The 26,078-nt window shown below is 55.7% G+C and carries 30 protein-coding genes and 1 pseudogene; 18 read left to right on the top strand and 13 right to left on the bottom strand.

The features are described from left to right. Nucleotides 1–251: 251 nt before the first annotated feature. The 3 genes from AC1D19_RS19905 to AC1D19_RS19895 form a co-directional block, all read right to left on the bottom strand. Nucleotides 252–902 carry a hypothetical protein gene (locus AC1D19_RS19905; RefSeq protein WP_477764258.1) on the bottom strand — a complete coding sequence of 217 codons (651 nt, stop codon included), beginning with the start codon at nt 900–902 and terminating at the stop codon, nt 252–254. Nucleotides 903–1,395: 493 nt separating this feature from the next. After that, the gene (locus tag AC1D19_RS19900; protein WP_477764257.1) at nt 1,396–2,091 is read right to left on the bottom strand and encodes a tRNA (adenine(22)-N(1))-methyltransferase; all 696 of its coding nucleotides are present in this window, start codon (nt 2,089–2,091) and stop codon (nt 1,396–1,398) included. A gap of 111 nt (nt 2,092–2,202) precedes the next feature. Continuing rightward, nucleotides 2,203–3,159: a threonine dehydratase gene (locus AC1D19_RS19895; protein ID WP_477764256.1), complete on the bottom strand. Its 957-nt coding sequence runs from the start codon at nt 3,157–3,159 to the stop codon at nt 2,203–2,205. A 96-nt stretch (nt 3,160–3,255) separates the two neighbouring features. Here AC1D19_RS19895 and AC1D19_RS19890 point away from each other — a divergent pair, with 96 nt between their 5' ends. The 3 genes from AC1D19_RS19890 to AC1D19_RS19880 all read left to right on the top strand — a co-directional run bounded on the left by AC1D19_RS19890 (nt 3,256) and on the right by AC1D19_RS19880 (nt 5,240). Next, nucleotides 3,256–4,077, top strand: coding sequence for a helix-turn-helix transcriptional regulator (locus AC1D19_RS19890; protein WP_477764281.1), 822 nt, complete (start codon nt 3,256–3,258; stop codon nt 4,075–4,077). Between the two features lie 160 nt (nt 4,078–4,237). Then, complete coding sequence (locus tag AC1D19_RS19885) at nt 4,238–4,528, top strand: hypothetical protein (RefSeq protein WP_477754579.1); 291 nt, start codon at nt 4,238–4,240, stop codon at nt 4,526–4,528. 151 nt (nt 4,529–4,679) lie between these two features. Then, nucleotides 4,680–5,240 (top strand): magnesium transporter, encoded by a 561-nt coding sequence (locus tag AC1D19_RS19880; RefSeq protein WP_477754580.1) that lies wholly within the window; start codon nt 4,680–4,682, stop codon nt 5,238–5,240. A 32-nt stretch (nt 5,241–5,272) separates the two neighbouring features. Here the strand turns inward: AC1D19_RS19880 and AC1D19_RS19875 are convergent, their stop codons facing one another. From AC1D19_RS19875 to AC1D19_RS19855, 5 genes are read right to left on the bottom strand one after another with little or no spacing between them, the layout of a single operon-like run. Beyond that, entirely contained in the window at nt 5,273–5,590 is a 318-nt protein-coding gene (locus tag AC1D19_RS19875) for a cytochrome C oxidase subunit IV family protein (RefSeq protein ID WP_477754581.1), read from the bottom strand. A gap of 13 nt (nt 5,591–5,603) precedes the next feature. Beyond that, complete coding sequence (locus tag AC1D19_RS19870) at nt 5,604–6,317, bottom strand: heme-copper oxidase subunit III family protein (protein ID WP_477764255.1); 714 nt, start codon at nt 6,315–6,317, stop codon at nt 5,604–5,606. Nucleotides 6,318–6,323: 6 nt separating this feature from the next. Next, nucleotides 6,324–7,016: a cytochrome c oxidase subunit 3 gene (locus AC1D19_RS19865; protein WP_477764254.1), complete on the bottom strand. Its 693-nt coding sequence runs from the start codon at nt 7,014–7,016 to the stop codon at nt 6,324–6,326. Further along, the gene (gene ctaD, locus AC1D19_RS19860; protein WP_477754588.1) at nt 7,013–8,788 is read right to left on the bottom strand and encodes a cytochrome c oxidase subunit I; all 1,776 of its coding nucleotides are present in this window, start codon (nt 8,786–8,788) and stop codon (nt 7,013–7,015) included. Before ctaD ends, AC1D19_RS19865 begins: the two co-directional genes overlap by 4 nt. Before the next feature lie 49 nt (nt 8,789–8,837). After that, nucleotides 8,838–10,310, bottom strand: coding sequence for a c-type cytochrome (locus tag AC1D19_RS19855; RefSeq protein ID WP_477764253.1), 1,473 nt, complete (start codon nt 10,308–10,310; stop codon nt 8,838–8,840). Nucleotides 10,311–10,625: 315 nt separating this feature from the next. On the opposite strand from AC1D19_RS19855, the gene AC1D19_RS19850 reads away from it, so the two are divergent. Beyond that, a complete protein-coding gene (locus AC1D19_RS19850; RefSeq protein WP_477760782.1) occupies nt 10,626–10,964 on the top strand; it encodes a hypothetical protein in 339 nt (112 codons plus the stop codon). 30 nt (nt 10,965–10,994) lie between these two features. On the opposite strand, the gene AC1D19_RS19845 is transcribed toward AC1D19_RS19850, so the two are convergent. Then, nucleotides 10,995–11,951, bottom strand: coding sequence for an AraC family transcriptional regulator (locus AC1D19_RS19845; protein ID WP_477764252.1), 957 nt, complete (start codon nt 11,949–11,951; stop codon nt 10,995–10,997). Nucleotides 11,952–12,150: 199 nt separating this feature from the next. Between AC1D19_RS19845 and AC1D19_RS19840 the strand changes: the two genes are divergently transcribed. The 4 genes from AC1D19_RS19840 to AC1D19_RS19825 all read left to right on the top strand — a co-directional run bounded on the left by AC1D19_RS19840 (nt 12,151) and on the right by AC1D19_RS19825 (nt 16,074). After that, a complete protein-coding gene (locus AC1D19_RS19840; RefSeq protein ID WP_477764251.1) occupies nt 12,151–13,044 on the top strand; it encodes a diiron oxygenase in 894 nt (297 codons plus the stop codon). A 25-nt stretch (nt 13,045–13,069) separates the two neighbouring features. Beyond that, nucleotides 13,070–13,492, top strand: a complete 423-nt coding sequence (locus tag AC1D19_RS19835) for an MAPEG family protein (protein ID WP_477764250.1) — start codon at nt 13,070–13,072, stop codon at nt 13,490–13,492. Between the two features lie 193 nt (nt 13,493–13,685). Next, complete coding sequence (locus AC1D19_RS19830; RefSeq protein ID WP_477764249.1) at nt 13,686–15,098, top strand: NAD(P)-binding protein; 1,413 nt, start codon at nt 13,686–13,688, stop codon at nt 15,096–15,098. Nucleotides 15,099–15,114: 16 nt separating this feature from the next. Then, the gene (locus AC1D19_RS19825) at nt 15,115–16,074 is read left to right on the top strand and encodes an alpha/beta fold hydrolase (protein ID WP_477764248.1); all 960 of its coding nucleotides are present in this window, start codon (nt 15,115–15,117) and stop codon (nt 16,072–16,074) included. 57 nt (nt 16,075–16,131) lie between these two features. On the opposite strand, the gene AC1D19_RS19820 is transcribed toward AC1D19_RS19825, so the two are convergent. Further along, nucleotides 16,132–16,623 carry a metallophosphoesterase family protein gene (locus AC1D19_RS19820; RefSeq protein ID WP_477764247.1) on the bottom strand — a complete coding sequence of 164 codons (492 nt, stop codon included), beginning with the start codon at nt 16,621–16,623 and terminating at the stop codon, nt 16,132–16,134. Nucleotides 16,624–16,935: 312 nt separating this feature from the next. On the opposite strand from AC1D19_RS19820, the gene AC1D19_RS19815 reads away from it, so the two are divergent. The 6 genes from AC1D19_RS19815 (at nt 16,936) to AC1D19_RS19790 (ending at nt 20,814) form a co-directional block, all read left to right on the top strand. Further along, complete coding sequence (locus AC1D19_RS19815) at nt 16,936–17,418, top strand: eCIS core domain-containing protein (protein WP_477764246.1); 483 nt, start codon at nt 16,936–16,938, stop codon at nt 17,416–17,418. 57 nt (nt 17,419–17,475) lie between these two features. Next, nucleotides 17,476–17,961 carry an adenosine-specific kinase gene (locus AC1D19_RS19810; RefSeq protein WP_477764245.1) on the top strand — a complete coding sequence of 162 codons (486 nt, stop codon included), beginning with the start codon at nt 17,476–17,478 and terminating at the stop codon, nt 17,959–17,961. Between the two features lie 210 nt (nt 17,962–18,171). Then, a complete protein-coding gene (locus AC1D19_RS19805; protein WP_477764244.1) occupies nt 18,172–18,570 on the top strand; it encodes a hypothetical protein in 399 nt (132 codons plus the stop codon). Nucleotides 18,571–18,594: 24 nt separating this feature from the next. Continuing rightward, on the top strand, nt 18,595–18,840 hold the full coding sequence (locus AC1D19_RS19800; RefSeq protein ID WP_477764280.1) for a helix-turn-helix domain-containing protein: 246 nt from the start codon (nt 18,595–18,597) through the stop codon (nt 18,838–18,840). A 277-nt stretch (nt 18,841–19,117) separates the two neighbouring features. Then, a complete protein-coding gene (locus AC1D19_RS19795) occupies nt 19,118–19,927 on the top strand; it encodes a glycosyltransferase (protein WP_477764243.1) in 810 nt (269 codons plus the stop codon). A gap of 83 nt (nt 19,928–20,010) precedes the next feature. Next, complete coding sequence (locus AC1D19_RS19790; protein ID WP_477764242.1) at nt 20,011–20,814, top strand: 2OG-Fe(II) oxygenase; 804 nt, start codon at nt 20,011–20,013, stop codon at nt 20,812–20,814. 147 nt (nt 20,815–20,961) lie between these two features. On the opposite strand, the pseudogene AC1D19_RS19785 reads toward AC1D19_RS19790, so the two are convergent. From AC1D19_RS19785 to AC1D19_RS19775, 3 genes and pseudogenes are all read right to left on the bottom strand, one after another. Next, nucleotides 20,962–21,072, bottom strand: a pseudogene (locus AC1D19_RS19785) (LysR family transcriptional regulator); the annotation flags it as partial. 75 nt (nt 21,073–21,147) lie between these two features. Continuing rightward, entirely contained in the window at nt 21,148–21,540 is a 393-nt protein-coding gene (locus AC1D19_RS19780) for a GFA family protein (protein WP_477764241.1), read from the bottom strand. A gap of 34 nt (nt 21,541–21,574) precedes the next feature. Further along, nucleotides 21,575–22,375, bottom strand: a complete 801-nt coding sequence (locus AC1D19_RS19775; RefSeq protein WP_477764279.1) for a transporter — start codon at nt 22,373–22,375, stop codon at nt 21,575–21,577. Nucleotides 22,376–22,682: 307 nt separating this feature from the next. On the opposite strand from AC1D19_RS19775, the gene AC1D19_RS19770 reads away from it, so the two are divergent. The 4 genes from AC1D19_RS19770 to AC1D19_RS19755 all read left to right on the top strand — a co-directional run bounded on the left by AC1D19_RS19770 (nt 22,683) and on the right by AC1D19_RS19755 (nt 25,906). Then, nucleotides 22,683–23,363 (top strand): DUF3313 domain-containing protein, encoded by a 681-nt coding sequence (locus AC1D19_RS19770; protein ID WP_477764240.1) that lies wholly within the window; start codon nt 22,683–22,685, stop codon nt 23,361–23,363. Nucleotides 23,364–23,478: 115 nt separating this feature from the next. After that, nucleotides 23,479–23,940: a hypothetical protein gene (locus AC1D19_RS19765; protein ID WP_477764278.1), complete on the top strand. Its 462-nt coding sequence runs from the start codon at nt 23,479–23,481 to the stop codon at nt 23,938–23,940. Nucleotides 23,941–24,605: 665 nt separating this feature from the next. Continuing rightward, entirely contained in the window at nt 24,606–25,427 is an 822-nt protein-coding gene (locus tag AC1D19_RS19760; protein ID WP_477764239.1) for a winged helix-turn-helix domain-containing protein, read from the top strand. Beyond that, nucleotides 25,424–25,906: a hypothetical protein gene (locus tag AC1D19_RS19755; protein ID WP_477764238.1), complete on the top strand. Its 483-nt coding sequence runs from the start codon at nt 25,424–25,426 to the stop codon at nt 25,904–25,906. Before AC1D19_RS19760 ends, AC1D19_RS19755 begins: the two co-directional genes overlap by 4 nt. Nucleotides 25,907–26,078 lie beyond the last annotated feature (172 nt).

Below are 26,078 nucleotides of genomic sequence, written 5' to 3'. Positions count from 1 at the left end.
TGATGGGCTTCTCACCGTCCGGCCCTACGGGGCCTCTGGTTACGCGCTTCGGATCGCTTTCACGCATGACGATCAAGTCGTTGGCGCTGAAATGAAATGGATGTCTTTCACTCGAAAAAAACCGGCCAATCGAGCCGGTTATCTTTGACCTCCTGTTTCCCACACGCACAAAAAACCCCCTCGCCAGGAGGGGGTCTGATGTTTCAAAGGGTCAAACGGTTTTACCCGTCTTTACCTGGATTTTCGTCAGCTCAGCGCAGCGCAGGAATACCCGCAAACAGCCACGAAGTCTCCTGAGCTGGCGTTGCTTCGTTGCGCTTGCGCGCCCACTGAGTCAGCGCCACCATCATCGCAAAGCCGAGCACGATCAACACCGGATAGGCCATCAGCAACTCGGTGAGCGAATATTTCCAGGCCAGTGGTCGACCGACACCGAGCATGGCGGCATACAGCCAGGACACGCCCGACAGTGCGCCAGAGAACAGGGCAAACATTCGTACACTGACCTTGAGATCAAGCAGCGACCCGGCCTTCAGCATTGCCGGCAATACAAAGCGGTGCAACAACATGCCGTTGAACGTCAGCAACAATACAATGATGACTTTGGCTTGCAGTTTTGGATTGGCAAAATAGTTCATGCCTTTATCCAGATAATCAATGCCTATTACCGCGGCTCCGGTGATCCACAAGAATATCAACGCATTGGAAACAGACTTCTGAAGACTGGCCATATGTTCATTATCGTGCCCCGACGACACACGACCTTTCCATAAATCCTTGACCATTGCGGCATCGCTGGCAAACACCAGGCCAATCGCCACGCAGCAAGCCAACAGGTGAACGTAAACAACACCTAAACGCAAAAACTCCATGGATTCTTTCTGGCCGATCAGGCCGATCATTGTATTAATATCCAAGATGACATCTCCACTTATAGCCGCAGTGCAAATTGACCATGCCCCAGGCATGCGAATTATTTATTCGCACCTGCAAGATCAAGTTCGCAATGATTGAAGCAACTTAATAATTAGGTATTACAAGAGGGAGCGACTCGCCCAGCGAGTCAGTGATGACGGCATACTATCACTCCAGGTCTCAGGTAAAAAAAATCCCCATGTGCATTCCATTCAATGCAGATGAGGTATACGTCCTTTTTATTAGTGAGTGCAGCGCGACCTCTCAAAGGATCCCGTCTGCCGGAACATCAGAGCGAAGCCTATCAAAATCGTTCACTTTTTGAGCAGAATGCTCGACAAACGGTACCGAATCCAACACCAGGGAGTACCTGTCTCCTTGGCTGAAACCGGCGTAGCCAAGGAGCTGAATCGTTTCCGGTTTTATTCCGAAAAAAAACCGCCATCGCGCTGTATGCACATCGCCTGCCCCCACGCTTCCTCAAGCCAGTAACTGGGTGATCCACCGGGCCTGACGCGCGATGTCCTGCACCTTTTCCTCGGGTACGGCCTGTTGCACCCGGGCAAAGTGGGTCAGGGTCTTCTGCTTCTGGCGCAACTTGCGCTGCCACTTGAGCAGGAACGCCGGACTGCGGGCCTGCATCTGCAATGGGCCGAAGTACAGCTCTTGGGCGGTGTACATCACCGGCCCGGCGCGCTCGGCGACGATGATTTCATAGTCGAAACGACTTTCCCGCAGCACTTCCTCGCAGAGGATGCGGTAGCCATTGTCCATCAGCCATTGGCGCAGTGGCTGTTCGCCGCCGTTGGGTTGCAGGATCAGGCGCTCCTGACCGCTCAGGTACGTCTTGCCGCTGTCGAGGATGTCGCGGATCGTTTCGCCGCCCATACCGCAGATGCTGATCGCCGTGATCCCGTCTCCCGGCTCGATTGCCGCCAGGCCGTTGGCCAGGCGCACGGTGATCTGCGGGTCCAGGCCGTTCTCGCGCACGGTGCGTTCGGCCGAGCGGAACGGCGTCAACGCCACCTCGCCGGCCACCGCCGCCGCGATGGCGCCACGGCGCATCAGCGCCACCGGCAGGTAGCCGTGATCCGAGCCGATATCGGCCAGGCGCGCGCCGGCTGGCACATGCGCCGCCACGCGCTCCAGGCGCATGGACAATGTCTGTTCGTTCACCTGCGGCCCCTTTTCACCACAAACGTCCGGCGCCTTTTGGCCGGATCGGGGCGCGATTGTGTCGAGCAACGCCGTGCATTTCAAATTTATGTGACCAAGGTCATTGCCCCTTCACGCAATCACTTGCGCATACACCGATCTGTCGACGTTGCCGCCGGATAGAATCACACCCACCCTTCTTCCCGACATGGCTTCACGCTCCGAAATGAGCGCTGCCAGCGCCGCCGCACCGGCCCCTTCAGCAAGGTTATGGGTATCGGTGTAATACACGCGCATGGCCTCGGCAATCTGCGCGTCACTGACCGCTACAATCCGCTCCGCACCTTGCGCGTAGACGGCAAAGGCCTCAGGCACTGGCTTGCGTACGGCCAGACCGTCGGCAAAGGTGGTTGCCGAGGCGGTTTCGCATAGGACCCCAGTGTCAAACGACAACTGTGCGGCGGCCGCTTGCGTGGAAACCACGCCCACCACCCGGGTGCTCAGTCCCAGCGCATCGCGGGCGGCGATCACCCCGCAAATCCCCGAGCCACAGCCAATCGGTACATATACGGTATCCAGGTCCGGCGCCGCATTGAACAGCTCCAGCGCATAAGTGGCGACGCCTTTGACCAGCTCGGTGTGAAACGGCGGGACCAGGAACAGGTCATGCACCTGCGCAAGGCGTGCAGCCTCTTCGCGGGCCTCATCGAAATCGCGCCCGAATTCGACCACTTCAGCGCCAAAGCCGCGCATGGCGTCGTTCTTTTCTACCGAGTTACCTTGCGGCACTACGATCAACGCCCGCAAACCCAGTGCGCCAGCTGCCAGCGCGAGGCTCTGGCCATGGTTGCCGCGGGTAGCGCTGACAATGCCTTTCGCGCCTGGGTGCTCGCGTTTGAGCCAGTGCATGAAGGTAATACCGCCGCGCACTTTGAAAGCACCGGTAGGCGTGTGATTTTCGTGCTTGACCCACACCGTGCAACCCAACCGCCGAGCCAGCAACGGCCAAGGGTATTGGGCGGTGGCCGGCATGACCTGGTAAACGTTGCGTGCAGCCTGTTCGATATCGCCGCGAGTCAGTCTGTGCATGATTGATCCCCCTGAGATTTTGCCCAGTCTGGACACGGACGCAGTACGCTGGCTTTCAGAAAACTGACCTGACTTTTGTCCCCCCTCTTCACTACTATGGTGTTCATGAGCTATCGAAACCGCATGACGCCACCACTCCTGTCCGAACCGGTCCGCCGTATCGAGGCCGGCCCTTGGGCGATCGAATTGCTCCCCGGCTGTGCCTACGCGACCCGCTATGTGGCGACCCAGGCGGGAATCGGCTTTGCCTTCGACAGCCAGCGAGGCCTGCACGCTATCGGCAGTGACCGAATACGCCCTTTCGATGCCGTGCCCAACGGCCTGGCGTTCGTTCCCGCCGGGTGTGACGTGTTGTCCGAATCACCCACGGGCGGTGAATACCTGCGGGTGATGCGCACCGACGGTATTGCGTTGGTCGGGGATCGTGCCTTCAACAATCGCATCGACCGGCAGGCCACTGCCCTCGCACGGCGAATGCGCGCCGCGCTGTTGCACGCTTGCGTGGAGGACGATTGGGAGGCCTGGGCACTGGCATTGTCTGCGCGGGCGACGAGTAGCGAAGCAGTGCTGTCACCGGCCCATGGCTCGATAACCGGTTACCGGATGCGCTTGCTCGATGAGTTCATTGATGCTGGCCTCGATGGCCCGTTGAGCGTACCGGCAATGGCGGGGCTGCTTGGATTGTCCGAAGGCTATTTCATGCGGGCCTTCAAAAACGCCACAGGCAAAAGCCCGCACGGTTACCTGATCGACCGACGCCTCGCCAGGGCCCGAGCCCTGATGCGCGATTCGACTGCCACGCTGACGGAGATCGCCTACGCCTGCGGTTTCAACTCCCAGGCACACATGGCGACCACCTTCAAGCAACGCCTTGGCGTGAGCCCGGCGCAGTTGCGTCAATGTTCAAGGTTCAGTTAGCGCCGGGTTTGATGTTTGCGATGGGCCGGTGGTCGTTGCATTTCGGTTGTCGCCGGCGTTTGGCTAAGCTTAATAAATCAGGGCGAGTTGAAACTTGTGTGATTGCGGCCATCAACGGATCTGGATGGGCATCAAGACGGTACTCCCAAAGGAGACGACTATGTACGCGGTGATAAGAACCTACCTGGGTACGGGAGCAAAGCAACTTTTCGAGCTTCTGGAAAAGCGCAAAGACGACATCGAAGCTACCTTGCGGACAGTGCCTGGCCTCGTAAGCTACACATTGCTGAATACGGGTGACGGTGGTACGTCGATCACTGTTTGCATAGACAAGGCCGGCAGTGATGCGAGCTTGAAAGTAGCGCGTGACTGGATTCAGAAAAACACCTCGAGTATCCACGCGAACCCGCCGATCGTAACGGAAGGTCCGGTCATTGTGCAGATCAATTAGCGACCGATCCGCATGCTGGCGAGTGCTATACTTTTTTTCAGATTGCATGAAGTATGCAACGTTCCCCACGGTACAGGTACCGACTGTAAATCCTGGTTAACAGCTGCCGGACAAAGGAGGTCTACAGCAAACACGAGTTGGGAGGTGTGGCATGAATCGACACTATTACATCAGTGACAATCTCAACGATCTCGAAACCGTTGAAAATGAATTGGAAGCCAGCGGCATCAATTCCGAACAAATTCATGTGCTCAGTGAAAAAGTTGCTGATGTCGAACAACATCACCTCCACGAGGTTAACTCGTTAATGGAGCAAGATGCTGTTCACTCTGGTGAGATTGGTGCGGTGATCGGTGTGCCCCTCGCAGCACTGGTCCTGGGTGTCGCCTATTGGATGGGCTGGACAGAATCCGCCGCAGGCTGGATGCCAGTTATCTTCCTTGCCATTGTTATTTTGGGCTTCTGCATCTGGGAAGGCGGCTTTTTTGGGTTCCAGGTGCCGAACACTCACTTCCGCAATTTCAAGCAGGTGGTAAACGAAGGCAAACATATCTTCTTCGTGGATGTTGAGCCGGATCAAGAATCGCTATTGGACCAGGTAATCAAACATCATCCAATGCTGCAGATCGCCGGCACGGGAACGGCAGCCCCCCACTGGACAGTGGCCTGGCAGCACAAATGGCATCAGTTCAAGCGAGTGATATCGGGTTAACGCCTGGAGACTCAAGGCCATCCGAAAGCTGCTTATTGGCCAAAGGAAATGACCCGGCTGAGGAAAACATAGTCTGCCTCGGTGGCCATGAGTCCGACGAGCACCAGTAAACACAAAGGTGGCACCAATATGGCGTAGACCATGGCCAACCGCTCCCATGCCATATGCATGAAGATGGAGACAATTAAACCTGCCTTCAACAACATGAAAGTGATAATCAGCGTCCACCGAAGGTAGCCATGGAAGTGGAAATAGTCGACAAGGTACGACAGCGTGCTGAGGACGAATAACAACCCCCAGATTTTAAGGTACAAACTGATTGGATGTTGCTGACCCTGAGCATGTGCCATCACCCGCACTCCTCTACCACAAATAGAAGAAAGCAAAAATAAACACCCACACCAAATCCACGAAGTGCCAGTAAAGCCCGGCTATCTCAACGTTCTGATAGTTTCCGGAGCGCTCATAATCTCCCCGCAAAACTTTCAGCGCCACAATGCTGAGGTAGATGGCGCCGATTGACACATGCAGTCCGTGAAAACCGGTAATCATGAAAAAGCTGGCACCAAATTGCGCCGCCCCCATGGGGTTCCCCCAGGGACGCACCCCTTCTGCGATGAGTTTGGTCCATTCAAATGCCTGCATGCCGACGAAAATCACCCCCAAGGCAGCGGTCGCCAGCATCAGGGCCGTGGTTTTCGCACGATCACGGCGATAGGCGAAATTCACGGCCATGGCCATGGTGCCGCTGCTACTGATCAGCACAAAGGTCATGATGGCGATCAGAATAAGCGGGATTTCCCTACCGCCGATCGTCAATGCGAACACTTCACTGGGGTTCGGCCAGGCGGTGGTGATAGTCATGCGTACCGACATGTAGCCGGTCAGAAAACAGGTGAATATAAAAGTGTCGCTGAGCAGGAATATCCACATCATCGCCTTGCCCCAGGGGACCTGCTTGAAGGCCTCTTTATCCGAGGACCAATCGTTGGCGATGCCCTGCCATCCCGGCGCAGGTGGCGAACCTGTTGGATTGGATGAACTGGTCTCGACTTGGGCTTGCGGGTGCAATGCCATGGCTGTTCACCTCAGGCCGCAGAATCTGGCGATGGCTTCATAGGTTTGCGGGGTGCTGGCCAGCAGCGCGAATAGCACGAACCAAAGGCCCAGCAAGTAATGCCAATAGATGGCACAGAGCTCTACGCTGGCGCTGAGTTGTGCCAGTGGCACATGACGCAGAAATTTAGCGACGATCCAACACCAGGCGATCAGCCCGCCCAGCAGGTGGAGCCCATGCAGGCCGGTCAACAGGTAGAAGAAACTGTTGGCCGGATTGCTGGCGACAAAGTAGCCCCAGGCGACAAACTGCTGCCAGACCCAGAGTTGCCCCGCCAGAAAGGCAATGGCAAAGACTCCCCCCAATGCAAAACCAATGACAGCTGCGCCCGGCAGAGCCTTTCGGGCGGCCATACGCGAGCACTGCAGTGCGATGCAACTCAATACCAGAAAAGCCGAATTCAGCCAGAGCGGTCGGAGATTGCCTAACGGCGCCAAAGGCTCTGTCAGGGGTAGCCAGTCGGCCATTTGTGAACGGGCGACAAAGGCGATCAGGAAGAGGAAGAATAACGAACTCACCACCACCAGAAACAAGCGCAGGCCTACCCTTGCGATTTGCCTTCTATCGGCACCCTCGGCGGCCTGAATACCCTCAGGGTCGCGACTCCAACTGCCGCCGGGGTCAGCGCCATCGGCGTTTCTCAATAGCAGTCTGTTCATGTTTTAACGTCCGCTGTCCTGGTTCCGGCACTGAGTTGCCGCATTTGCTCCAACTCCTCGGCCGAGACTGTTTGCGGCACGAAATCCTGCTCTATCCCCGGCACACTGTAGTCATAGGCCCAGCGATGCACGACCGGCAGCTTCTCTCCCCAGTTACCGTGTATCGGCGGGGTGTTCGGCGTTTGCCATTCCAGACTGGCCGCGCCCCAGGGATTACTGCCTGCGGGTTTGCCCTTGAACGCACTCCAGGTCAGGTTGAACAGGAACAGCAACTGGGAAACGCCGACAGTCAATGCGACTACCGTAATGAAGGCATTCAAGTCTTGAGCGGACTGCGGGATGAACGCGTAGTTTTCATAGGCGTAGTAGCGACGTGGCATGCCCTGGAAACCCAGGTAGTGCATGGGGAAGAAGATGGCGTAGGTGCCCAGAAAGGTAATCCAGAAATGCAGCTTGCCCAGGGTGTCGTTCCACATCCGCCCGGTGATTTTCGGGAACCAGTGATAAATGCCGCCGAACACCACCAGGACCGGTGCAACCCCCATGACCATATGAAAATGGGCTACGACGAAATAGGTGTCCGAGAGCGGAATATCCACGATCACATTGCCGAGAAACAACCCGGTCAGACCGCCGACCAGGAAGGTGACGATAAAGGCCAGGGCAAACAGCATCGGCACGGTCAGATGGATGTCGCCCTGCCACAGGGTCAGCACCCAGTTGTAGACTTTCAGCGCAGTCGGCACCGCGATGATCAAAGTGGTGACGGCGAAGAAAAAGCCGAAGTACGGGTTCATTCCGCTGACATACATATGGTGCGCCCAGACCACAAAGCTGAGTACGCCAATCGCAATAATGGCCCACACCATCATTCGGTAGCCGAAGATGTTTTTACGTGCATGGGTGCTGATCAAGTCGGAGACCAGGCCAAACGCAGGGAGAGCAACGATGTAGACCTCCGGGTGGCCGAAGAACCAGAACAGGTGCTGGAACAGTATCGGGCTGCCACCCTGGTGATCGAGGTGCTGCCCCAGCGAGACCATCGCCGGCATGAAGAAGCTGGTGCCCAACAGCTTGTCGAACAGCATCATGACCGCACTGACAAACAACGCCGGGAAGGCCAGCAAGGCCATGATCGAGGCCATGAAGATGCCCCATACCGAGAGTGGCATGCGAAACAATGTCATGCCGTGCGTGCGCGCCTGCAACACCGTGGTGACGTAGTTCAACCCGCCCATGGTGGCCGCGACAATGAAAATCGCCAGTGAGACGAGCATCAGGACAATGCCCCACTCGACCCCCGGTGTCCCCTGGGAAATGGACTGTGGCGGATAGAGCGTCCAGCCGGAACCTGTGGGGCCGCCAGGGACAAAAAAACTGCTGAGCAACACCAGTACCGCCACCAGGTAAAACCAGTAGCTGAGCATGTTGACGTAGGGGAAGACCATGTCGCGGGCGCCCACCATCAGCGGGATCAGATAGTTGCCGAAGCCGCCTAGAAACAAGGCCGTCAGCAAGTAAATGACCATGATCATGCCGTGCATGGTCATCGCCTGATAATAAGTACTGGCATCCATGAACGCCAAACTACCGGGGAAGCCTATCTGCATGCGCATCAAGCCGGACAACACCAGAGCGATAAGCCCCACGAAGATGGCCGTCAACGAATATTGAATGGCTATGACCTTGTGGTCCTGACTCCAGATGTATTTGGTCAGGAAACTTTTGGGCTCGTGCAGTGCTTCTGTTTCGGCTTGCTCCGCATAGGCCATCACGTCATCCTCCTGCCGAAGTTTCAGTGTATTCCTGGCTGTTTCACGGCTACTTCCCTGGCTCCGCCTTGTTCGCATCAGCGTCAGCATTCGCTTTGGATTTGATGAAAGCGATCAGTGCATTCAGCTCCTCGTCACTCGGAGCCAATACCGGCATGACGGCTGCATAGCCCTTGACGATTTTGGCATTGGGATGAAGAACCGAATCTCTGATATAGCTCTCATCGACCTTTACGCTCGAATCGTCGGCAAGGGTTTCCGTCTTGCCGTACAGGCCCAGCCAGCTGGGGCCGACGCCCTTGTTGCCATCGACACTGTGGCAGGCCAGACAGCCGAGCGACCCGGCCAGTCGCTGTCCCTGCGCCACCAGGTCTTCACCCGAGCTCGAGGCTTCGCCGGTAGAAGGTTCATCGACTTGCCCCGCAGCACCCAGTGATTTGATCAGGGCGATGACAGCACCCAGCTCATCGTCTTTGAGAGTATAGGCCACCATGACCGGCGGGTAGCCCTGTACCAATCGGGCCTTCGGATCGAGAATCGACTCTTTCAGGTAGGCCTCGTCGACCTGCACACTGGTGCCATCGGCAAGCTGTTCAGTGCGGCCGTACAACCCCTTCCATCCCGGTCCGAGACTGGCACCGCCATCCTGGCTATGGCAGGCCTTGCAGCCGAGTTGTTCGACCAACTGGCGGCCTTTTTCCAGCACGCTGTCTCGACCGGGTTTGGCAGCTGTCGTCAATGTCTGCGCAAAAGTCGGCTGGCCTTTCAGCCATTGATCGAAGACGCCCTGCTCTTCCACGATCATATGGCCGCGCATGTTGTAATGACCCACGCCACAATATTCAGCGCAAAGGACGTCATATTTTCCGGTTTTAGTCGGCGTAAACCAAAAGTACGACACCATCCCTGGCACCATGTCCATCTTGCTGCGAATTTGCGGTACATAGAAATCGTGCAGAACATCTTTAGCGCGCAGTAAAACTTTCACCGGCCGATCGAGCGGAAGACGAACTTCATTATTGATTACAAGCACATCGTCCTGCCCTGCAGGATCCTTGGGATCAAGGCCCAGGGGATTGGCGGAATCAATAAACCTGATATCCGATCTGCCCAGCTTTGCGTCTTGACCGGGAAAACGAAAGGCCCACTGCCACTGCTGGGCGACCACTTCAAGTTCGTAAGCATTTTTCGGCACCCGGACGAAGTCGTTGTAAACAACCAGACCTGGCGCCAACATCCCGGCAATACCTACCGAGGTAACGATAATCAACCATAATTCCAGTTTTTTATTTTCTGGCTGGTAGGCCGCCCTGGCACCCTCCTTGTGACGATAGCGCATCACCGCTACCGCCATAAATATCGTGATGGCGATGAAAAACACCCCGCAAATGATCAGGGTGATGAACAGGGTGGTGTCTATGGAGCCCCAGTTGGAAGCTGCCGGTGTCGCCTGCCAAGGCGCTAGTATGTGGAATAGCACTGATGCAATAACGATTAGTATCAAGACAATTGCTATTGCCATTTCCTCTTCATCCTATTCCTGTTGTTCATTGGTTATGCAAAAGCATCGCCACTTACGTCCAGGCAGGGCAGACAAATACCACCCGTCCGGGCGGTAAAGTCAGTAAGGAGTATAGAGCCATCGGCTTGTACCGTGAGGTGGGTAAAGGAGGTTCGGTTGCCAGCTATACTCAATTTCTGATGACGGACGGCAGAGATCGACCGGAAGCGGCCCCAAAGGATGAACCCTGCCCTTGTGCAGTCATCAAACATAAGTGATGGCATTGAGCAGGAACGATAGCTACAGAGTCCAGCAATCCACATGGGAGGTTTCCTCATGAGTGCCCTGACGATTGAAGGCTGGTGCAAAACCAGCGGCGCCCCAAAGTCCACCCCGATGGGGGAAGTCCATTTCTACGTCGACGGACCTCTGCATCGCCGTCTGGAAGATGCCGAAGAGCGCTTGCAGAAGACCCACGAGACTGAAGCCATGGTCGATGTCGATATGGACTCGATGGATTTGATCATGCCTGAGGGATACGCCCCCTTGTCCGACTGCCAAATGCGTGTCTATTTGCAACACGACCGCGGTCAGTTTCACCTGGTCGGGCACCGTGCAAGCGATGACAGCTTGATCTATACCAATGCGGTGTTGATCGATCAGCTGCTTGATTAACGGCTACGTGATTCTCGGCACCGGACTTTCTCATGCTGATTGTCTGCGCCAAGTGCCGGGGGAAGTGCCGAACTGGCGTTTGAATGCGCGACTGAACGCAGCTTCGGATTCGTAGCCGACTGCAAAACCGATTTGCGCCACATTGCCGCGACCTTCGCGCAAGTGTTGAGCCGCCACGTGCATACGCCAGAGCGTCAGGTATTGCATCGGTGGCTGTCCGACCAATGCGGTGAATCGCTCCGCGAATACCGAGCGCGACATGCCCACTTCAAGCGCCAGTGCTTCTGCCGTCCAGCCTTCGGTTGGACGCGCATGGAGCAGCGCCAGTGCGCGCCCGATATGCGGATCCCGCAAACCCGCCAGCCACCCGCGTCGCTCAGCGGGAAGGCTGCTGACATACTGGCCGACGGCTTCGACGAAGAGCAATTCCGATAGCTTGGCGATGACCGTTGCCGAGCCGACGCGTCCCGCCGCGATTTCACTGACCGCAAAACGGAACGAGCTTTCGATCCAGACACCCGAAGCCGTCGCACGCAGGTCCAGTTTCAATAAGGAAGGCAGCGACGAAAGCAACGGACTGAAAGGTGTTTCAGAGCCGAGGAAGCCGCACAACAACTGCGTGGCCTCCCCGCCCCCGCCGTATTTGATCCGTGAAATTGCGCCGACTTCTGGCGGCTGAATAACTTCGCTCGCCGGCATGGGCGCAATGCTCAGGTCGCTGCCAAACGAATGAGCGTCGTTGCGAGGCAGCAGAACAAGTTCGCCTGCCCCCACGTCCATGGCGACACCACCGTCGACGCGTATTTGCATGTGCCCCGCGGCGACAAAATGCGACGCAATGATATGTCGGGGCGCCGCCAGGAACGGTCTGCAATCATCCGCCGAGATTCTGCCGTTGATGCACCAGGGCGCAGTGAGTTCCGCCTCGAGGAAGACCCCTCCAGACAGCCGGATCACACGCAAGACATCAGAAAGCGCATCCAACACTTGACCGCCCTCTTTTCCGGAGTCCGGAGCAGGTATTCAGGCGCACCGGTCATTCACCGCCTGAACTGCGATGCCTAGATTAGCACCAACGCGGACTCAGAGATCGAGACTGTTCCCAGAGGCTTCACCACGGGTCTATGGCTCCGACGTCAACCGAAATTGCCCCATTCCAACTCAACCAGGGCAGCAGGAGTTCCATATGAACAGCGTCGTTACCCTACCCGGCTCAGAGCCGGGCAACATCGCCCGTTATGCGCAAATTGTCAGATCATCGAAAAACACCGAATGGCAGATCGATCGCGATTTGCTACAGGACCGGAGTTTCGACTTCTCGCGCAAGTTCTTGCCCGATGGACTCTCGCAGGTCGACCACCTACCCTTTCTCGCCGCGGCCGAGGCTCGCCTGCTCAGTCAGATTCAGGGCCGAACCTATGCGTATATCTTTGGCCTGGTCGAACGTTTCATCAGTGCCAAAATGCTCGATCAAGGTCGAGCCCATGTATTTGACAATCAACTCGCACTCGAAGCGCTGGTGCGCTTTTCCAACGACGAGATCAAACACCAGGAACTGTTCCGGCGCATGGAGACGATGATGGGTTCGCAATTACCAGCGGGATATCGTCAAGTGGCCGATCCAAACGATGTGGCGCGCGCGGTACTTGCGGCGAGCACCTGGTCGGTGCTGGCGCTGACCTGTCATATCGAGCTGTTTGTTCAGGCGCATTACATACAGAGCATCGCCCCGCGCGAGGAGTTGTGCCCGTTATTCAAGGATGTTTTCAAATTTCACTGGAAGGATGAAAGCCGGCACGTCGTACTCGATGAACTGGAGTGGCAGGCGGAGCACGCGAAACTCTCGCCAGCCGAGTGCGACCAGGCGGTGAATGATCTGATTGCGCTGGTGGCGGCCGTCGACGCAATCCTGCAGGCACAATCGGCAGCCGATGCCGACTACTTCATTGGTATTGTCTCACGATCGTTGAGTGCCGATGAGTCAGCGCAAATCAAGGCCTGTGTGCTGGGCGCCTACCGCTGGCAATACATTATCTCGGGCGTGCGTCCCCGGCGGCCCCGCTACGGGATGACGTGCTGATAATGAACTATCGAGGATGGCGGCCATGACGATACCGATGTGGATGCTGCTTGGGTTTGCGACCTGGACTTTGCTGCTGTTGATGGCAACCGTCGGGGTTTATCGCTGGGTCGGAATTCTATTCTCGAGTGTACCGATTGCCTCTTTCCGAAGTGATCAGCTCGAAGGTGAGGATTGGTATCGGCGCGGGACAAGGGCACACGCCAACTGTGTGGAAAATCTGCCTGTCTTTGGCATCATCGTGTTCGTGATTTCAGTACTCGATATCAACGGCCCTGCAGTGAACTGCTTGTCCACACTTGTCCTGATCGCTCGCGTGTGCCAGTCGCTGGTTCACGTATCCCATGAGCAAACCAATACATTCGTGGCGGTTCGATTTACCTTCTTTTGCGTTCAGTTGGTGTGTTTTCTCGCGCTCATCGTCATAGCCGCTTGTTACGGCGTATGAATGCGGCAGAGGTCCACTCGGAGCCGAGACTGGATCGAAACAACAACACCAGGAACGACTGGTGAGTCGTAACTCAGGCTGCAACCATTAATTCCATCGGTTATGTGTGTGAGGAGCATTCGTTCTATTGGGCTCGGTACAGGTAGCTAATCTTCTGGGGTTGAGGGTGGAACCTTCAGAAAGGCGAAAGCATATGGACGCAAATCTGATCGAAACCGACTACCTGATCATCGGTGCTGGCGCGACGGCCATGGCTTTCGTCGATACGCTACTCAAGGAAACGAATGCACGCATCATAATGGTGGATCGACACGACCGACCTGGCGGGCACTGGAATGATGCCTACCCGTTCGTCCGATTGCACCAGCCCTCGGCCTTCTATGGCGTCAACTCACGGGAACTGGGCAGCGGAACGAAAGACCGGGCGGAACTCAACGAGGGCCTATATGAGCTAGCCTCCGGCGCCGAGGTGGCGAGCTACTTCGACCAGGTGATGAATCAGCAGTTTCTGCCATCAGGTCAAGTCCGTTACTTCCCCATGTGCAACTACACCGGCGACCGCATTGACGACCACCGGTTTACCTCGCTGGTCAGCGGCGTAAACCACCAGGTCCAGGTGCACAAAAAGGTGGTAGACGCCACCCATGCCCAGACGGCAGTTCCCTCGACCCACCCGCCCAGGTACCGGGTGGACCCCGGCGTGCAATGCGTGCCACTGAACGACCTGCCGAAGATCCGGCACCCTCACTCTGGCTACGTAGTGGTCGGATCGGGCAAGACCGGGATCGACGCTTGCCTGTGGTGTCTGCAAAACGGTGTTGCACCCGCAAAAATCTGCTGGATCATGCCGAACGATCCGTGGTTGATCGACCGGGCCAACCTGCAACCCGGCCCCGACAGCTTCGAACGAACAATCGGCGGCCTCATGGCGCAATTCGAGGCCATCGCAGCCGCAGACTCGATCCCGGACCTGTTCGCAAGACTTGAGGCCGCGGGCCAACTCCTGCGCCTGGACAAGTCCGTCGAACCCACTGCTTACCGCTGCGCCACCGTCACACAGGCGGAATTACGCGAGCTTCGACGCATCGGCAACATTGTGCGCCTGGGCAGGGTGCGAGCTATCGAGCCAACGCGCATAGTGCTCGACCGGGGCAGCATCGCCACGAGCCCAGGTACTCTGCACATTGATTGCAGCGCCAGTGCCATCCCGTCACTGCCTGAAATGAAGGTGTTCGACGGCGGCAAGATTAACCTGTTGATGGTAAGCAGTTGCCAACCCGTGTTCAGCGCGGCCTTGATCGCTTATGTGGAAAGCCACCTGACCGATCGAGCGCAAATGAACGCGCTTTGCACGATGGTCCCCCCGCCTCACGTCCCCACGGACTGGATCAGAATGTGGGCGGTCTACCTGGGTAACCAACTACGCTGGGGAGAGCATGAAGGCCTGTCGCGCTGGATCAGGCAGTCGCGCTTATTCTTTCTGACTGCGGTGCTCAGGGGACTGCAAGAAACCGACACCGGGAAAGTGGCACAACTGTATCGGCTCTCTGTCAGCAGGCAGAAGGCTCAGGCGAATCTGCCGCGGTTGCTGGAGTCCATCGCTTGAATGGCAGGAAGCGCACATGAACGAGCCACACCTTGAAATGCTCGACATCAATGGCATCCGCATGCGGGTAGCAACGCAAGGTTGCGGCCCGTTGGTCTTGCTATGCCACGGCTTCCCGGAGCTGTGGTACTCCTGGCGCAATCAGCTTGCTGCGCTGGCGGCCGCCGGCTATAGAGCGGTCGCGCCCGACATGCGTGGCTATGGCGGCACCGATGCGCCGGCCGAACCCGACGCCTACACCACACTCCACCTGGTAGGCGACATGGTGGAGTTGGTCAACGCACTCGGCGAACAACAAGCCGTGATCGTCGGTCATGACTGGGGTGCGCTGGTGGCATGGAGCGCAGCAATGATGCGACCCGATCTGTTCCGCGCAGTGGTCGGCATGAGCGTTCCCTTCTCGCCACCGGGTCGCGTGGAGCTCCTGAGCGCGCTTGCCTCGCTGGGTATCAGCGACTTTTATATCCAGTACTTCCAGACGCCGGGTGTGGCCGAGGCCGAGCTGGAAAGAGATGTCGAGTCGTCGATCCGGCGCATCTACTTCAGTGGCTCGGGTGACGGGCCCGATTGGCCGGTGTTTGGCCGGTTGCAGCCGGGACAAGGCTTGCTGGGAGGGATGATCGAGCCCGAAACCCTGCCAGCCTGGCTAAGCCTCGAGGATATCGCCTACTACACCGGCGAATTCAACCGCAGCGGATTTCGCGGCGGCTTGAACTGGTACCGCAACATGACGCGCTCATGGGCACTGCTGGCACCCTGGCGCGATTGCATTATCCGGCAGCCGTCGATGTTCATTGCCGGGAGCCGCGACGACGTGCTGAAGTTTCCGGGTTCCCCACGGCAGATCGAAGCCTTCGCGCAGACACTGCCGGAACTGCGCGGGTGTCATATCCTCGAAGGTGCCGGCCACTGGATACAGCGAGAGCGCGCGACAGAGGTCAATGAGCTGCTACTGGGTTTCCTGAAACAACTCTGAGGACATATCACCAGCATTTAATACATATTCTCTTTTGTATTTTTTAATACTGCCGTTTCAAATCGTCGAGGGTTCAATCAATCCGGGGGGCTGCTCCAACAGGTCAAGCAACCGAGGCTCAATCGAAGTCGCCGTTACCTCGAGCAGCGCCAGCGTGACAGGCAGCTTGAAGCGTCGTCGCCCCGCGCTGCCTGGATTGACAAACAATCGCTCCCCACGCCATTCCATGCATGGCTTGTGGGAGTGGCCGGTGATCACCAGCTTTATGCCTGGGTCCAGATCGACCGGAACATCGGCAATGTCATGCACCAACAGCGTCTGCCAACCGTTGAGGTCCAATCGCAGAAAATCAGGGAGATTTCCTGCCCATGCCTGGTTTTGATCATTGTTCCCGCGCACGACGTGCAGCGCAGCGATAGACGCCAGTCGCTCAAGAATTTCCGGGCTACCGATGTCGCCGGCATGAATGATCTGCTCGCACCCCGCCAGGGCGGCAAGCGCTTCGGGACGGAGCAAGCCGTGGGTATCGGAAATCACGCCAACTTTCATGCAAGCTCCAGAACGATATGGGCAATGGCCTGAATAATATGTGGACCCCAGGGAATCGAACGGTACCCAAAGCGGTCCAACACGTGGCAGGACAACCTGCCCGAATGATCGCCTGCCGACCGCCATTGCCTCTGGGAGAACCAATTGTCACCTGCCTTTATGCGTCAACTTGTCCACTTGGCGATAGCGCTTTTCTGCGTGGTTACTTCGTCCTCTGCTTTCGCCTGCCCGCAAGGACAGTACCAGGTCTGCGTGGTCGCTTGTTTTTGTGCTCCCGGCTCCAAAGGGGACGTTGGGGAGATCTTCGATAACATGAACCAGATGGCGGCCGCCGGTTTACAGAGCTGGATCGTGCAATCGCGCAATACCGTGGCAACGGGTGATATCCAGACAGTCCCGCTGAATATCCGGGCCCAGCTCGAACCCTACTATGACATTCGAGTGCTCGATTCGGCTCGCTACAAGGTTGGCGACGATGCGCAACTGAACGCCGCAAACACCATACTGCAGAATCCCGATGTAAATGCAGTCACCCTTGTCGACATCATCGTTTTTCGCAGTCCCGATGATGCACTGAACAATGTCGCGCTGTGGGCGCACGAACTGAAGCACGTGCAGCAGTACCAGCAATGGGGCGTCAGCGAGTTTGCCACTCGCTATACCCGTGATTACTCAGCCGTCGAAACGCCTGCCTACGAGATCCAGACCCAGGTAGCCAGAGCGCTGAGAGCCAGCGTGGCCCAGTCAGGGTCTCCTCGGGTTCCTTCAGAGGACGGAGCGATAACCAACGAGTAGCTATGCTTGGTTTATTGACAGACTCTGGTAGCAACATCGTGAAAGGAGGCGTTTGAGATGCAACTCATCACGTGGAAAATCGATAAACCGGATGTGACGAATTTCATTTTGGGTCAGACGCACTTCATCAAGTCCGTCGAGGACATCCACGAAGCGCTGGTTAATGCCGTGCCAGGTATCCAGTTTGGCGTGGCCTTTTGTGAAGCCTCTGGCAAGTGCCTGGTGCGATGGTCTGGCACCGATACCTCAATGATTGAACTTGCACAGAAGAATGCGAAAGCCATCGCCGCAGGCCATAGCTTCATCATTTTCCTGGGCGACGGCTTCTATCCGCTGAACGTGTTGAACACCATCAAAATGGTTCCAGAGGTATGCCGTATTTTTTGTGCAACCGCCAATCCAGTCGAAGTGATTCTCGCTGAGACGCAACAAGGGCGAGCAATCCTGGGCGTAGTGGATGGCTTCTGTGCCCATGACATTGAAGGCGATGAAGACATCCAGTGGCGCAAGAACCTGTTGCGGCAGATTGGCTACAAGCTGTGAATTGCAGAGCGAGCATTTCGTGAGAAAGGGACTGGTCTGATTTCGTCTGGCTTTACATCTGCGACGTGTCGTTTGCAGCGGGTCCCTAGAACTTTTCCTTATTTATCGGTCTATGTGGGTAGGCACATCCGCTCGGTAAGCTCGAGCTCGCAGGCTTCCCGCAACCAGATGGCCATACCCCCAAATGTCAATCAGAGGTTTTCTTCGCTCATGAAATTCCATGACCCACGGATGGTGCTCTTCGGCCTGTTCGCGTTCGCGGCAATGGGCTCGGCATCAGCAACACAGATGAAGGCCTCAACCTCTGTTTTCGCAACTGAAGTCGCAGCCGTCCAGGTTCCGGTCCAGGCTGCCGGCAACCCTTGGCCGACCTTGGCCAGTATGGCCGGCAAGCAGCCAGGGCCGTTGCTTGCCCATGACGACCGATACTGGCATGACGGCCGTTGGCATGATCGTAGAGACGATTGGCGCCGAGACGACTGGCGTAGAGAACAGTGGCGTAGAGAACAAGCCCGGCGAGAAGCCGAGCGCCATCGTGATTGGGAATACCACCAGGATCGGGCCATGCGGCACCGCTACGAGGACGATCACCGCTACTATCGTCGCTAGTGCGACGCCACGAGATCACCCCGCCTGCACGATGAAGGCACCACCTTCCGAGCCTTGCTGGCCAAGCCCCGCAGCCGCAGCCGCAGCGCCATCGAGATGCTCAATGACGAACGCTTGAGCCTCACCGAGATTGCCGAGCGACTGGGTTTGAGTGACCTGTCGAGCTTTTCCCAGGCACTCAAGCGCTGGTATGGGGTAGCTCCAAGTCATTTCTCGCTGCGAAAAAGTAGCGGTGGCATGTGCTGGATGACGAACTGGAGTGATCAATGAGCTCAGTTCACACCTCCCCAAGACGCTCGCCTGAGCAGCCTCCTGATTCAACGAATCAAGTCACGGATATTTACCTATAGAGCAGATCCTTATACGATGAAGTCCGCTCTACTGCGCTCCATCAGGTCTGAGTAAGCTATGGTTGTTATGCATAACAAAGCGATCTAACAAAATGTGCTCTATAGCCACGAAAATTTTGCGTAGAAAAACAAGCGGAATCTGCATGCAGATTCAACTACTTCTACAACTAAATACAACACCATTGAGCACTTGAACAATGAACAATCCTGGTTCTCCGCCCGAAAGCTCTAAAGCTTTCAGCATCGTCATAGTGAATTACAAAACACCGGAAATTACCAAGATATGCCTGGACTTATTGCACCAGCATGTGGGCAACGACAACGTCCCAATATGGGTAGTTGACAACTATTCCGCCGATGAAAGCACTGAGTATTTACGAACGCTTGACTGGATCAATTTAATCGAGCGCTCTGTTACCGAACCAGAACCGGGCCACATCGCGCATGGCAAGGCACTTGACCTGGTTTTGGAGCGAATTGAAACTGATTATTTATTCTTGATGCACACTGATACGTTTGTTTTCGATAAAAATGTTTTTCCGATGATGCTGAATAAATGTTTAAAAAACCCGAACGTCGTGGCCGTCGGTTGTGTTGAGCAATTAAACCGCGGCGCCACCAGAACTTTTTGGCGTTTTAGCTCGCGACTATTCAAACATCATTTCCGGCGTCTGAAAATCTCGATGGGATTGCGCTCCAGAGAGCCAAAACCGTACAAAGAAGTCTACTTGAAAAGTTTCTGCACATTGTGGAACTGCAAACTTATCAAGCAGCACGACTTGCATTTTTCGATGGATGACCGTGTACCAGGCTATACTCTCCAAGACCGCATGACCGAGCTTGGCTATGTCGTTGAAATGTTATCGCCGCGTAAAATCTTCAGTTATCTGGATCACATTCAGGCCGGCACTGTCGCAGCGGCTGGTGGCTATGACAAGACTCATAGACGAACCAAAATGTACAACAACATCCTTAAGCGTCTGAACAAGGACGACAAAAAAAATTAAGCTACGAATAGACGCAACGAGCCGTGCGCTCAACGCTGTTTGACGTCACCTATCAGTCTTTATATCAAGTTATTGGAGCGGTAATGGCCCCCATCACTCAAGCACTACCTATCACCCTGTCCCCGGAGCTTGATTTCGACCAAAACGCCGCCAGCGCCTTTGGTGAGTCATTGACCAGTCGCTATACTCAGGCTACGCCATTTCCGCACATCGTCATCGACAACTTTTTGCACGAAGACCTGATTGCAAGTATCTGTTCGCACTTCCCAACCGAGCCAACCAACAACGAAATGCTCTACGAGCGAGGCTATAAAGGTCAACGAAAACGTCAAATCAGTCCCAACGAATGCGTGCCCCATTTGAAGACTGTTTTCAACATCTTTAACTCGGCCCCCATGTTGCAATTTCTTGAAAAGCTCACAGGCATCGAAGGTTTGATACCCGACCCCTACTTTGTCGGTGGCGGCCTGCATGAAACCAAAAGCGGTGGTTTCCTGGGGGTGCACTCGGACTTCAGGCTCAACAAAAAGCTTAATGTCGAGCGCCGACTGAATATCATAATTTATCTGACTGAAGACTGGCGAGAGGAATACGGCGGCAACCTGGAACTTTGGGATGTCGACATGAAAACCTGCCTTAAAAAAATCCTGCCGATTTACAATCGTTGTGTCATTTTTAATACGGACAAAGACAGTAATCATGGGCACCCAGAGCCTTTAACGACTCCAGAGCACATCACCCGTAGGTCTATAGCACTATATTACTACACCGCAGGAACCATGGTGATCGATCCTGCACAAAGAAACAAAACCCACTACAAACCAAGGCCAAAAGATCGTTTTAGCCTAAAGTACTACATGAATAAACTAATCAAGAAGAAAAACTAAGCGGTATCGCCAGACGATCGAGTTCGTGCTTTTTTGAGCGTTAGCTCGCCAATCAGGATATGCCCCCATGCTCAGTTACAGCGTCGATCAAATGGCCCATGGGGGCGCAGGGATAAACTTTGACTCGATCCATTGTTTGAAAGCGACAACCACAGCAGGCGAGGCGCACAGAATCCGGCGATGGTCACTTGGTTTTCTGGCTATCAACCGGTTGTCTTCCAATTCTCCAATCCGAATGGCTGCGTCAAAACCTTCATCTTCGACACTGGCCTGCTTTGATACCACGCAGGATGCTGGTCCTGGCAATTATGGAGACGCCAAAGGTTATCGCCGCTAGTCCTCAAGACGCCCCGTGGCATCCCGATCGCGTTCGTAGTGTCGTGTGAGCGCAAACGGCGGCAACCAGGCCTCGCGACGCACGATCCAGCTCTCGTAGGTTGGGGTCAGTTGGTCTGGGGCATCTAGGGATCCGAGGTTCACTTCGATTTCGTCTGCGCTGCGCGAGAATACGGACGAACCGCAGTGCGCACAGAAATGCCGCCCGGCGTAGGCACGTGTTTCGCCTTCGATCGTCACCGCATCCTGATGAAATATCGCGGACGCATGAAACAGCGCCCCATGATGTTTGCGGCAGTCAAGACAGTGACAAACGCCAACCCGGAACGGGCGCCCCGATGCGACAAGGCGTACGTTGCCGCACAAACAACCACCGGTGAATCGGTCCATGCGGTGTCTCCTCCAAGCTGTCCGAAACGGCGTATCAGCGTGGAAACAGGAACGTCACGGCAGCGCGAAAGCCCCAGCCTTGCGGGCCGTCCTCCGGGCTGTCGAGCCAGTAGCGCGGGCCGGCCTGCACCGTCAGCGGTTGGCCGCCGATTCTCAACAGTTGGGTGACCGTCAGGTTGATCGGTACCGACCATTCGCGCGATTGCCAATTGTAGGTCGACTCGGTGTTCACCCCGTAGGTCGTGTACGTATGAGTGGTGTACGAGAGGAAGGGTTGCAGGAAGGTCTGGTTGACCTTTTCCTTGTCGTCCGGCGGGCTGCCGTCCAGGCCCCAGATATGGTTGGCCAGAATGCCTCGGGTCCAGCCATTGGACTGTTTCAACGCCACCGCCGTCGGGCCGAGGCCCCATTGCTCGCTGCTGAGCAATTCGTCACTGCCGGTCGGTATCAACAACGCCGGGCCGCCGCCGAGTATCCAGCCACTGTCCGTGGGCTTGGTCGGCGAGAAGAAAAAACTCTGGGTGATATCGCCGGTGCCGGATTTGTCCGCCGCGCCATTGGGGGCCAGGCCGTGCTGGTCGATGACCGGCAGAATGGTGCGAGAGATGAGGTTCCAGTCTTCGTTCAAGGCAAACGGCAGCACAGGCTGGATATTGGTGACGCTGTGCATGCCCTCCCCGGTCGGCCCCATCTTCTGGTCCCAGTTGTACTGCACCGGCAGGCTGTACATCGCCGCGACCGGGTTGAGGGCTTTCTTCGCCAGCTCTGCCGAATCTTCGGCCTGAGCCAGCGGGATGAAGCCCAACGCAACGACGAGTGTCGACGCGGTACACATCCATCGTTCTTTCAAATCCATCTCACTCACCTGTAGACGCCAAAACCGGCGTTGCAAAGGGTTAGCGTAGGCAACTGTGATCGATGTGCAATTTTTCCTGGCCGCGTGTTTAAAAGTTTTTGAGAGTTATTGATTCGGATTATCCCGCTGCTACAGGCAGCATTCGGCCCGCATTGGACGGCGTGCAAGCACCTGCTTTGCGTAACCGACTGGCAAGTACCAATGCCTGAATACAAGGCACCCGGACCAATGCCCGGGGCCAGGTCGGAACCCGAATGACAACTTTCATCACTTGAGAACCAAATACATGGGCATGTCGAATAAATGGATTGCGGGTATAGCTTTGAGTTGTGTATTTCAGGTCGGCTGTGTCTCGAAAGTGGCGCAGCAAGAGCAATACTCGGGCTTCCTGGGCAATTACCAAGGCCTGGAGGAGCAAACTACGCCGAGTGAGCAGAAAGTATTGCGCTGGGTATCGCCAGGGTTCGATCCTCGCGCGTACTCCACTGTTGTGTTCAGGCAGATGGAGCTGTATCCCGCGCCGCAGCCGACCGCGCGCGTCAGCCTGAAGACGCTGCAAGACCTGCAATTGATGGCCAGCAACAGCGTCAAGACCGCCTTTGCCCAGCGCTACACGATCGTCCCCTATGCGCAGTTGGTACCGACCGATTCGCGATCGCTGATCCTGCAGGCGGCGATCACTCACGTCAGTGCCAACAACGAAGGCATGCACTGGTATGAGGCTGTTCCAATCGGGGCCATTGTCGGGGCGACACAAGCAGCCACCGGGCATCGGGATCAGACTGCCGAGATGTACATCGAAGCCAACCTGATCGATGCCAAAACCGGTATGCCGGTCGCGAAGATCGTGCGCAAGGTATTCGGCGAGACCATCAAGAATGCCGAACAGCCGATTGTTGCCAATGACTTCAAGGTTGCACTCAAAGGCATGACCGACGATATGCAGGCCCTCCTCCTCAAGCGTTGACGCTCATGTAAACCCCATCGCAAGCAGACCGGCATGGGGTTTCAATGTGATGCCCCGCCGTGTTTTCCCTCTGACAAACCGTTAGCCGTGCCGACGCCTGACGTGAGACTCAATGATGAAAATAATGGCCCATACCTTAGCGCTCGTTACGATGTTGCTGAGCACCAGCGCCCTGGCGGTGACGGTGGTTCCCCTCAAAGGTCAGACTTCCCAGACCATCCGGCAGGACACCAGTGCCTGCCAGTCCCAGGCCAACGCGCAACATCCGGTACAAAGCACCGTGCCCTCCGGTGGTCGAGCCAAGGGTGCCGCAACCGCCGCGGTAGCCGGGGCGACCGCGGCGCAAGTTCGGGGTCGCCAACATGAAAACGTCTATGACCAGATCGACGACGATACCAGGCAAGACTATCGCCAGAACCGTGCACGCAGTGCCGCGGCTGCCGGCGCCGTCGTGGGGGCTTCCAGGCAACGTCAGGAGCGGCGGCAGAATCTGAGTGCGAGCGAACAAAGCATCACCGCCAACAACTCCGTCTACAGCAGCTGCCTGCAACAACGTGGCTACGATGTCTTGCCTTGATCGGCGACGACAATGGCCTGAAGTGTTTGTGTATGTGTTTCCCGGGATTGCGTGAAGAACCAAAAAAAAGCCCCGGGCCCTTCATGAAAGGACTCGGGGCAAAGCCGTAGAACGAGAGGTGAGGATCGTTTACGCCGCGACAAACAAACCCTTTACGCGATGTGCGTCAACGCTCCTCGAGATCCATTTAAATCGGTAAAAACCCTGGTTCAAAGCTAATAAGAATCAAAAATAATTTTTCACAAACCTGGCGCACAAAAAAACAATCATTGATTTGTATCCTGATAGTTCAGGCTGAAATAGAAGCCTGTCGCAACAGCGAGGTTAGTTCATTCATGCGTGGCTCCGCGCAAACCCACCCGCCCGAGCTTGCAGTTTTCGGATAGCGCAGATAATCCATTCCAAGCATTATTCACGGTGTCCAAATCGAAAACCGTGGGTCATCCAGCAATGCTTTTCCTTTGTTTGATTGAACTGATACCTCTGACAGGCCGGGCTGCTTGCCGCACTGCACACCTCTGAAACGAGCCAGTCCGGCATTGTAAATGTGACACACAGTGCACCTTCCGCCTGGCCCTCATCTTCGTTCACCTCCCGGACCAGAATGCACCGAGCCAAATCCGGCCCCTATACTCAGGCCAGTACCGCCTGAACGGAAGATTTCTATGAGCTACACCTTCAAGTTGAAAAATGGCGCCGTGGCGGTATTCGACCCGGACAGCGCCATGCTTTCCATTACAACACCCCATGGAGATGTACAAAACTCCACGCTAGGTAGAGCTGAGTCGCGCCTGTTGGACCTGCTGCTCATGGAGCCAGGTGTCACTAAAAGCCGCGATGAAATCATCGACTACACCTGGAATGACCGCGTGGTTGCCTCCGGCAGTTTGAACCAAACGGTTTTCTCGCTACGCAATATTCTCAATGACAGTCGGGATCACGAGATCCTGATGACCGTTCCTCGACGCGGATACTGCTTCAACCGGCACTGTGTAGTCGATGCAGCAGCAGATGTACCAGCACCCTCAGAGCAAACAGCGCAGCCACCCGCCCCCATCCCTGGACAACTACCGCCACCTGGTAGTGATGGGCTGCTTGCACCCTCAGGTAAAACCAATAAATCCACTCGCATTACAAAGGCCCATCTGATCGCTTATATGGTTACGCTGGCAGTCGTTGCCTTTACTATTTTTAAATTCGACTTCGACGCGCCAAAAATTGAAATTTCCAGCGTCGACAAGAATGGACTGGTCATACACGCCGTGGGCAGCGATCTTGCCGAGGCTCAAGCCCTGATGAACTTGTCGGCCAAACAAACTGAACAATTACCGCCAAACCTGAAGGGTCAAGTCTGGATCAACCTGTATAAAGCCAATTATTCCGTTTCGTGCATTCGCCCGGATCTAAGCACTGCAAATCTACAATTGAACAGCAGCGAAAGAGACCTCGCCTTGATGATCCGTCAATGTTTGGAAGTCACCCTATGAAGTTTGAAATTCCGCAAGCCATTCACTGGCCGGTCATAGCCTTGATCAATGCACTCTGCATTTTTTCGCTTGTTTACTCCCCTTCGCACTACATGGAAAACACCAGTTATCAAACAAAAGCCCGACAATGGCTGGAAGATCTTGATCAACTGAACACCGAAGAGTACCTCACTATCGGACATGGCCGACTCACGGGGACCACGCTGGAAAGCCTGAATGGAAAAATCCGCAATGCGACCATTTCAGCGAATATAATCGACGAAAGCAAAACTCACGTCGAAATCAAAGTCAGCAACATAAAACTCAGCCAGGACAATGAACTTTTTGCCATTGAAAAGACCCCTGACCTGTTTTTCAGACGTCAATACGTCTTGCAAGAAGGCGCCATTCTAAACTACGAATTGATTCCGACGCCGGATAAAAACGCCGTGTGTTTTTACGTACATGAACTTGGTCGCTTGCGTTGCATGAACCATTAATCGGCCTCCCGAATCGACTCAACACCCGCCTGGCACAGCTTCACATCAAAGAACTTCTCAAACAAAAATAACACTTATTGATTTGAATCAAACGTCTCTCCCGCCAAAAATTCCTCGCCGATAATCCTTGGAGTCGAGCCTGCTTGATTCTCGTCCGGGACAATGCCCTATA

The sequence above is a fragment of the Pseudomonas sp. P1_C12 genome (assembly GCF_056406435.1).
Note: the sequence above shows the minus strand (reverse complement) of the source record. Positions and strands in the feature narration are given on the sequence as shown.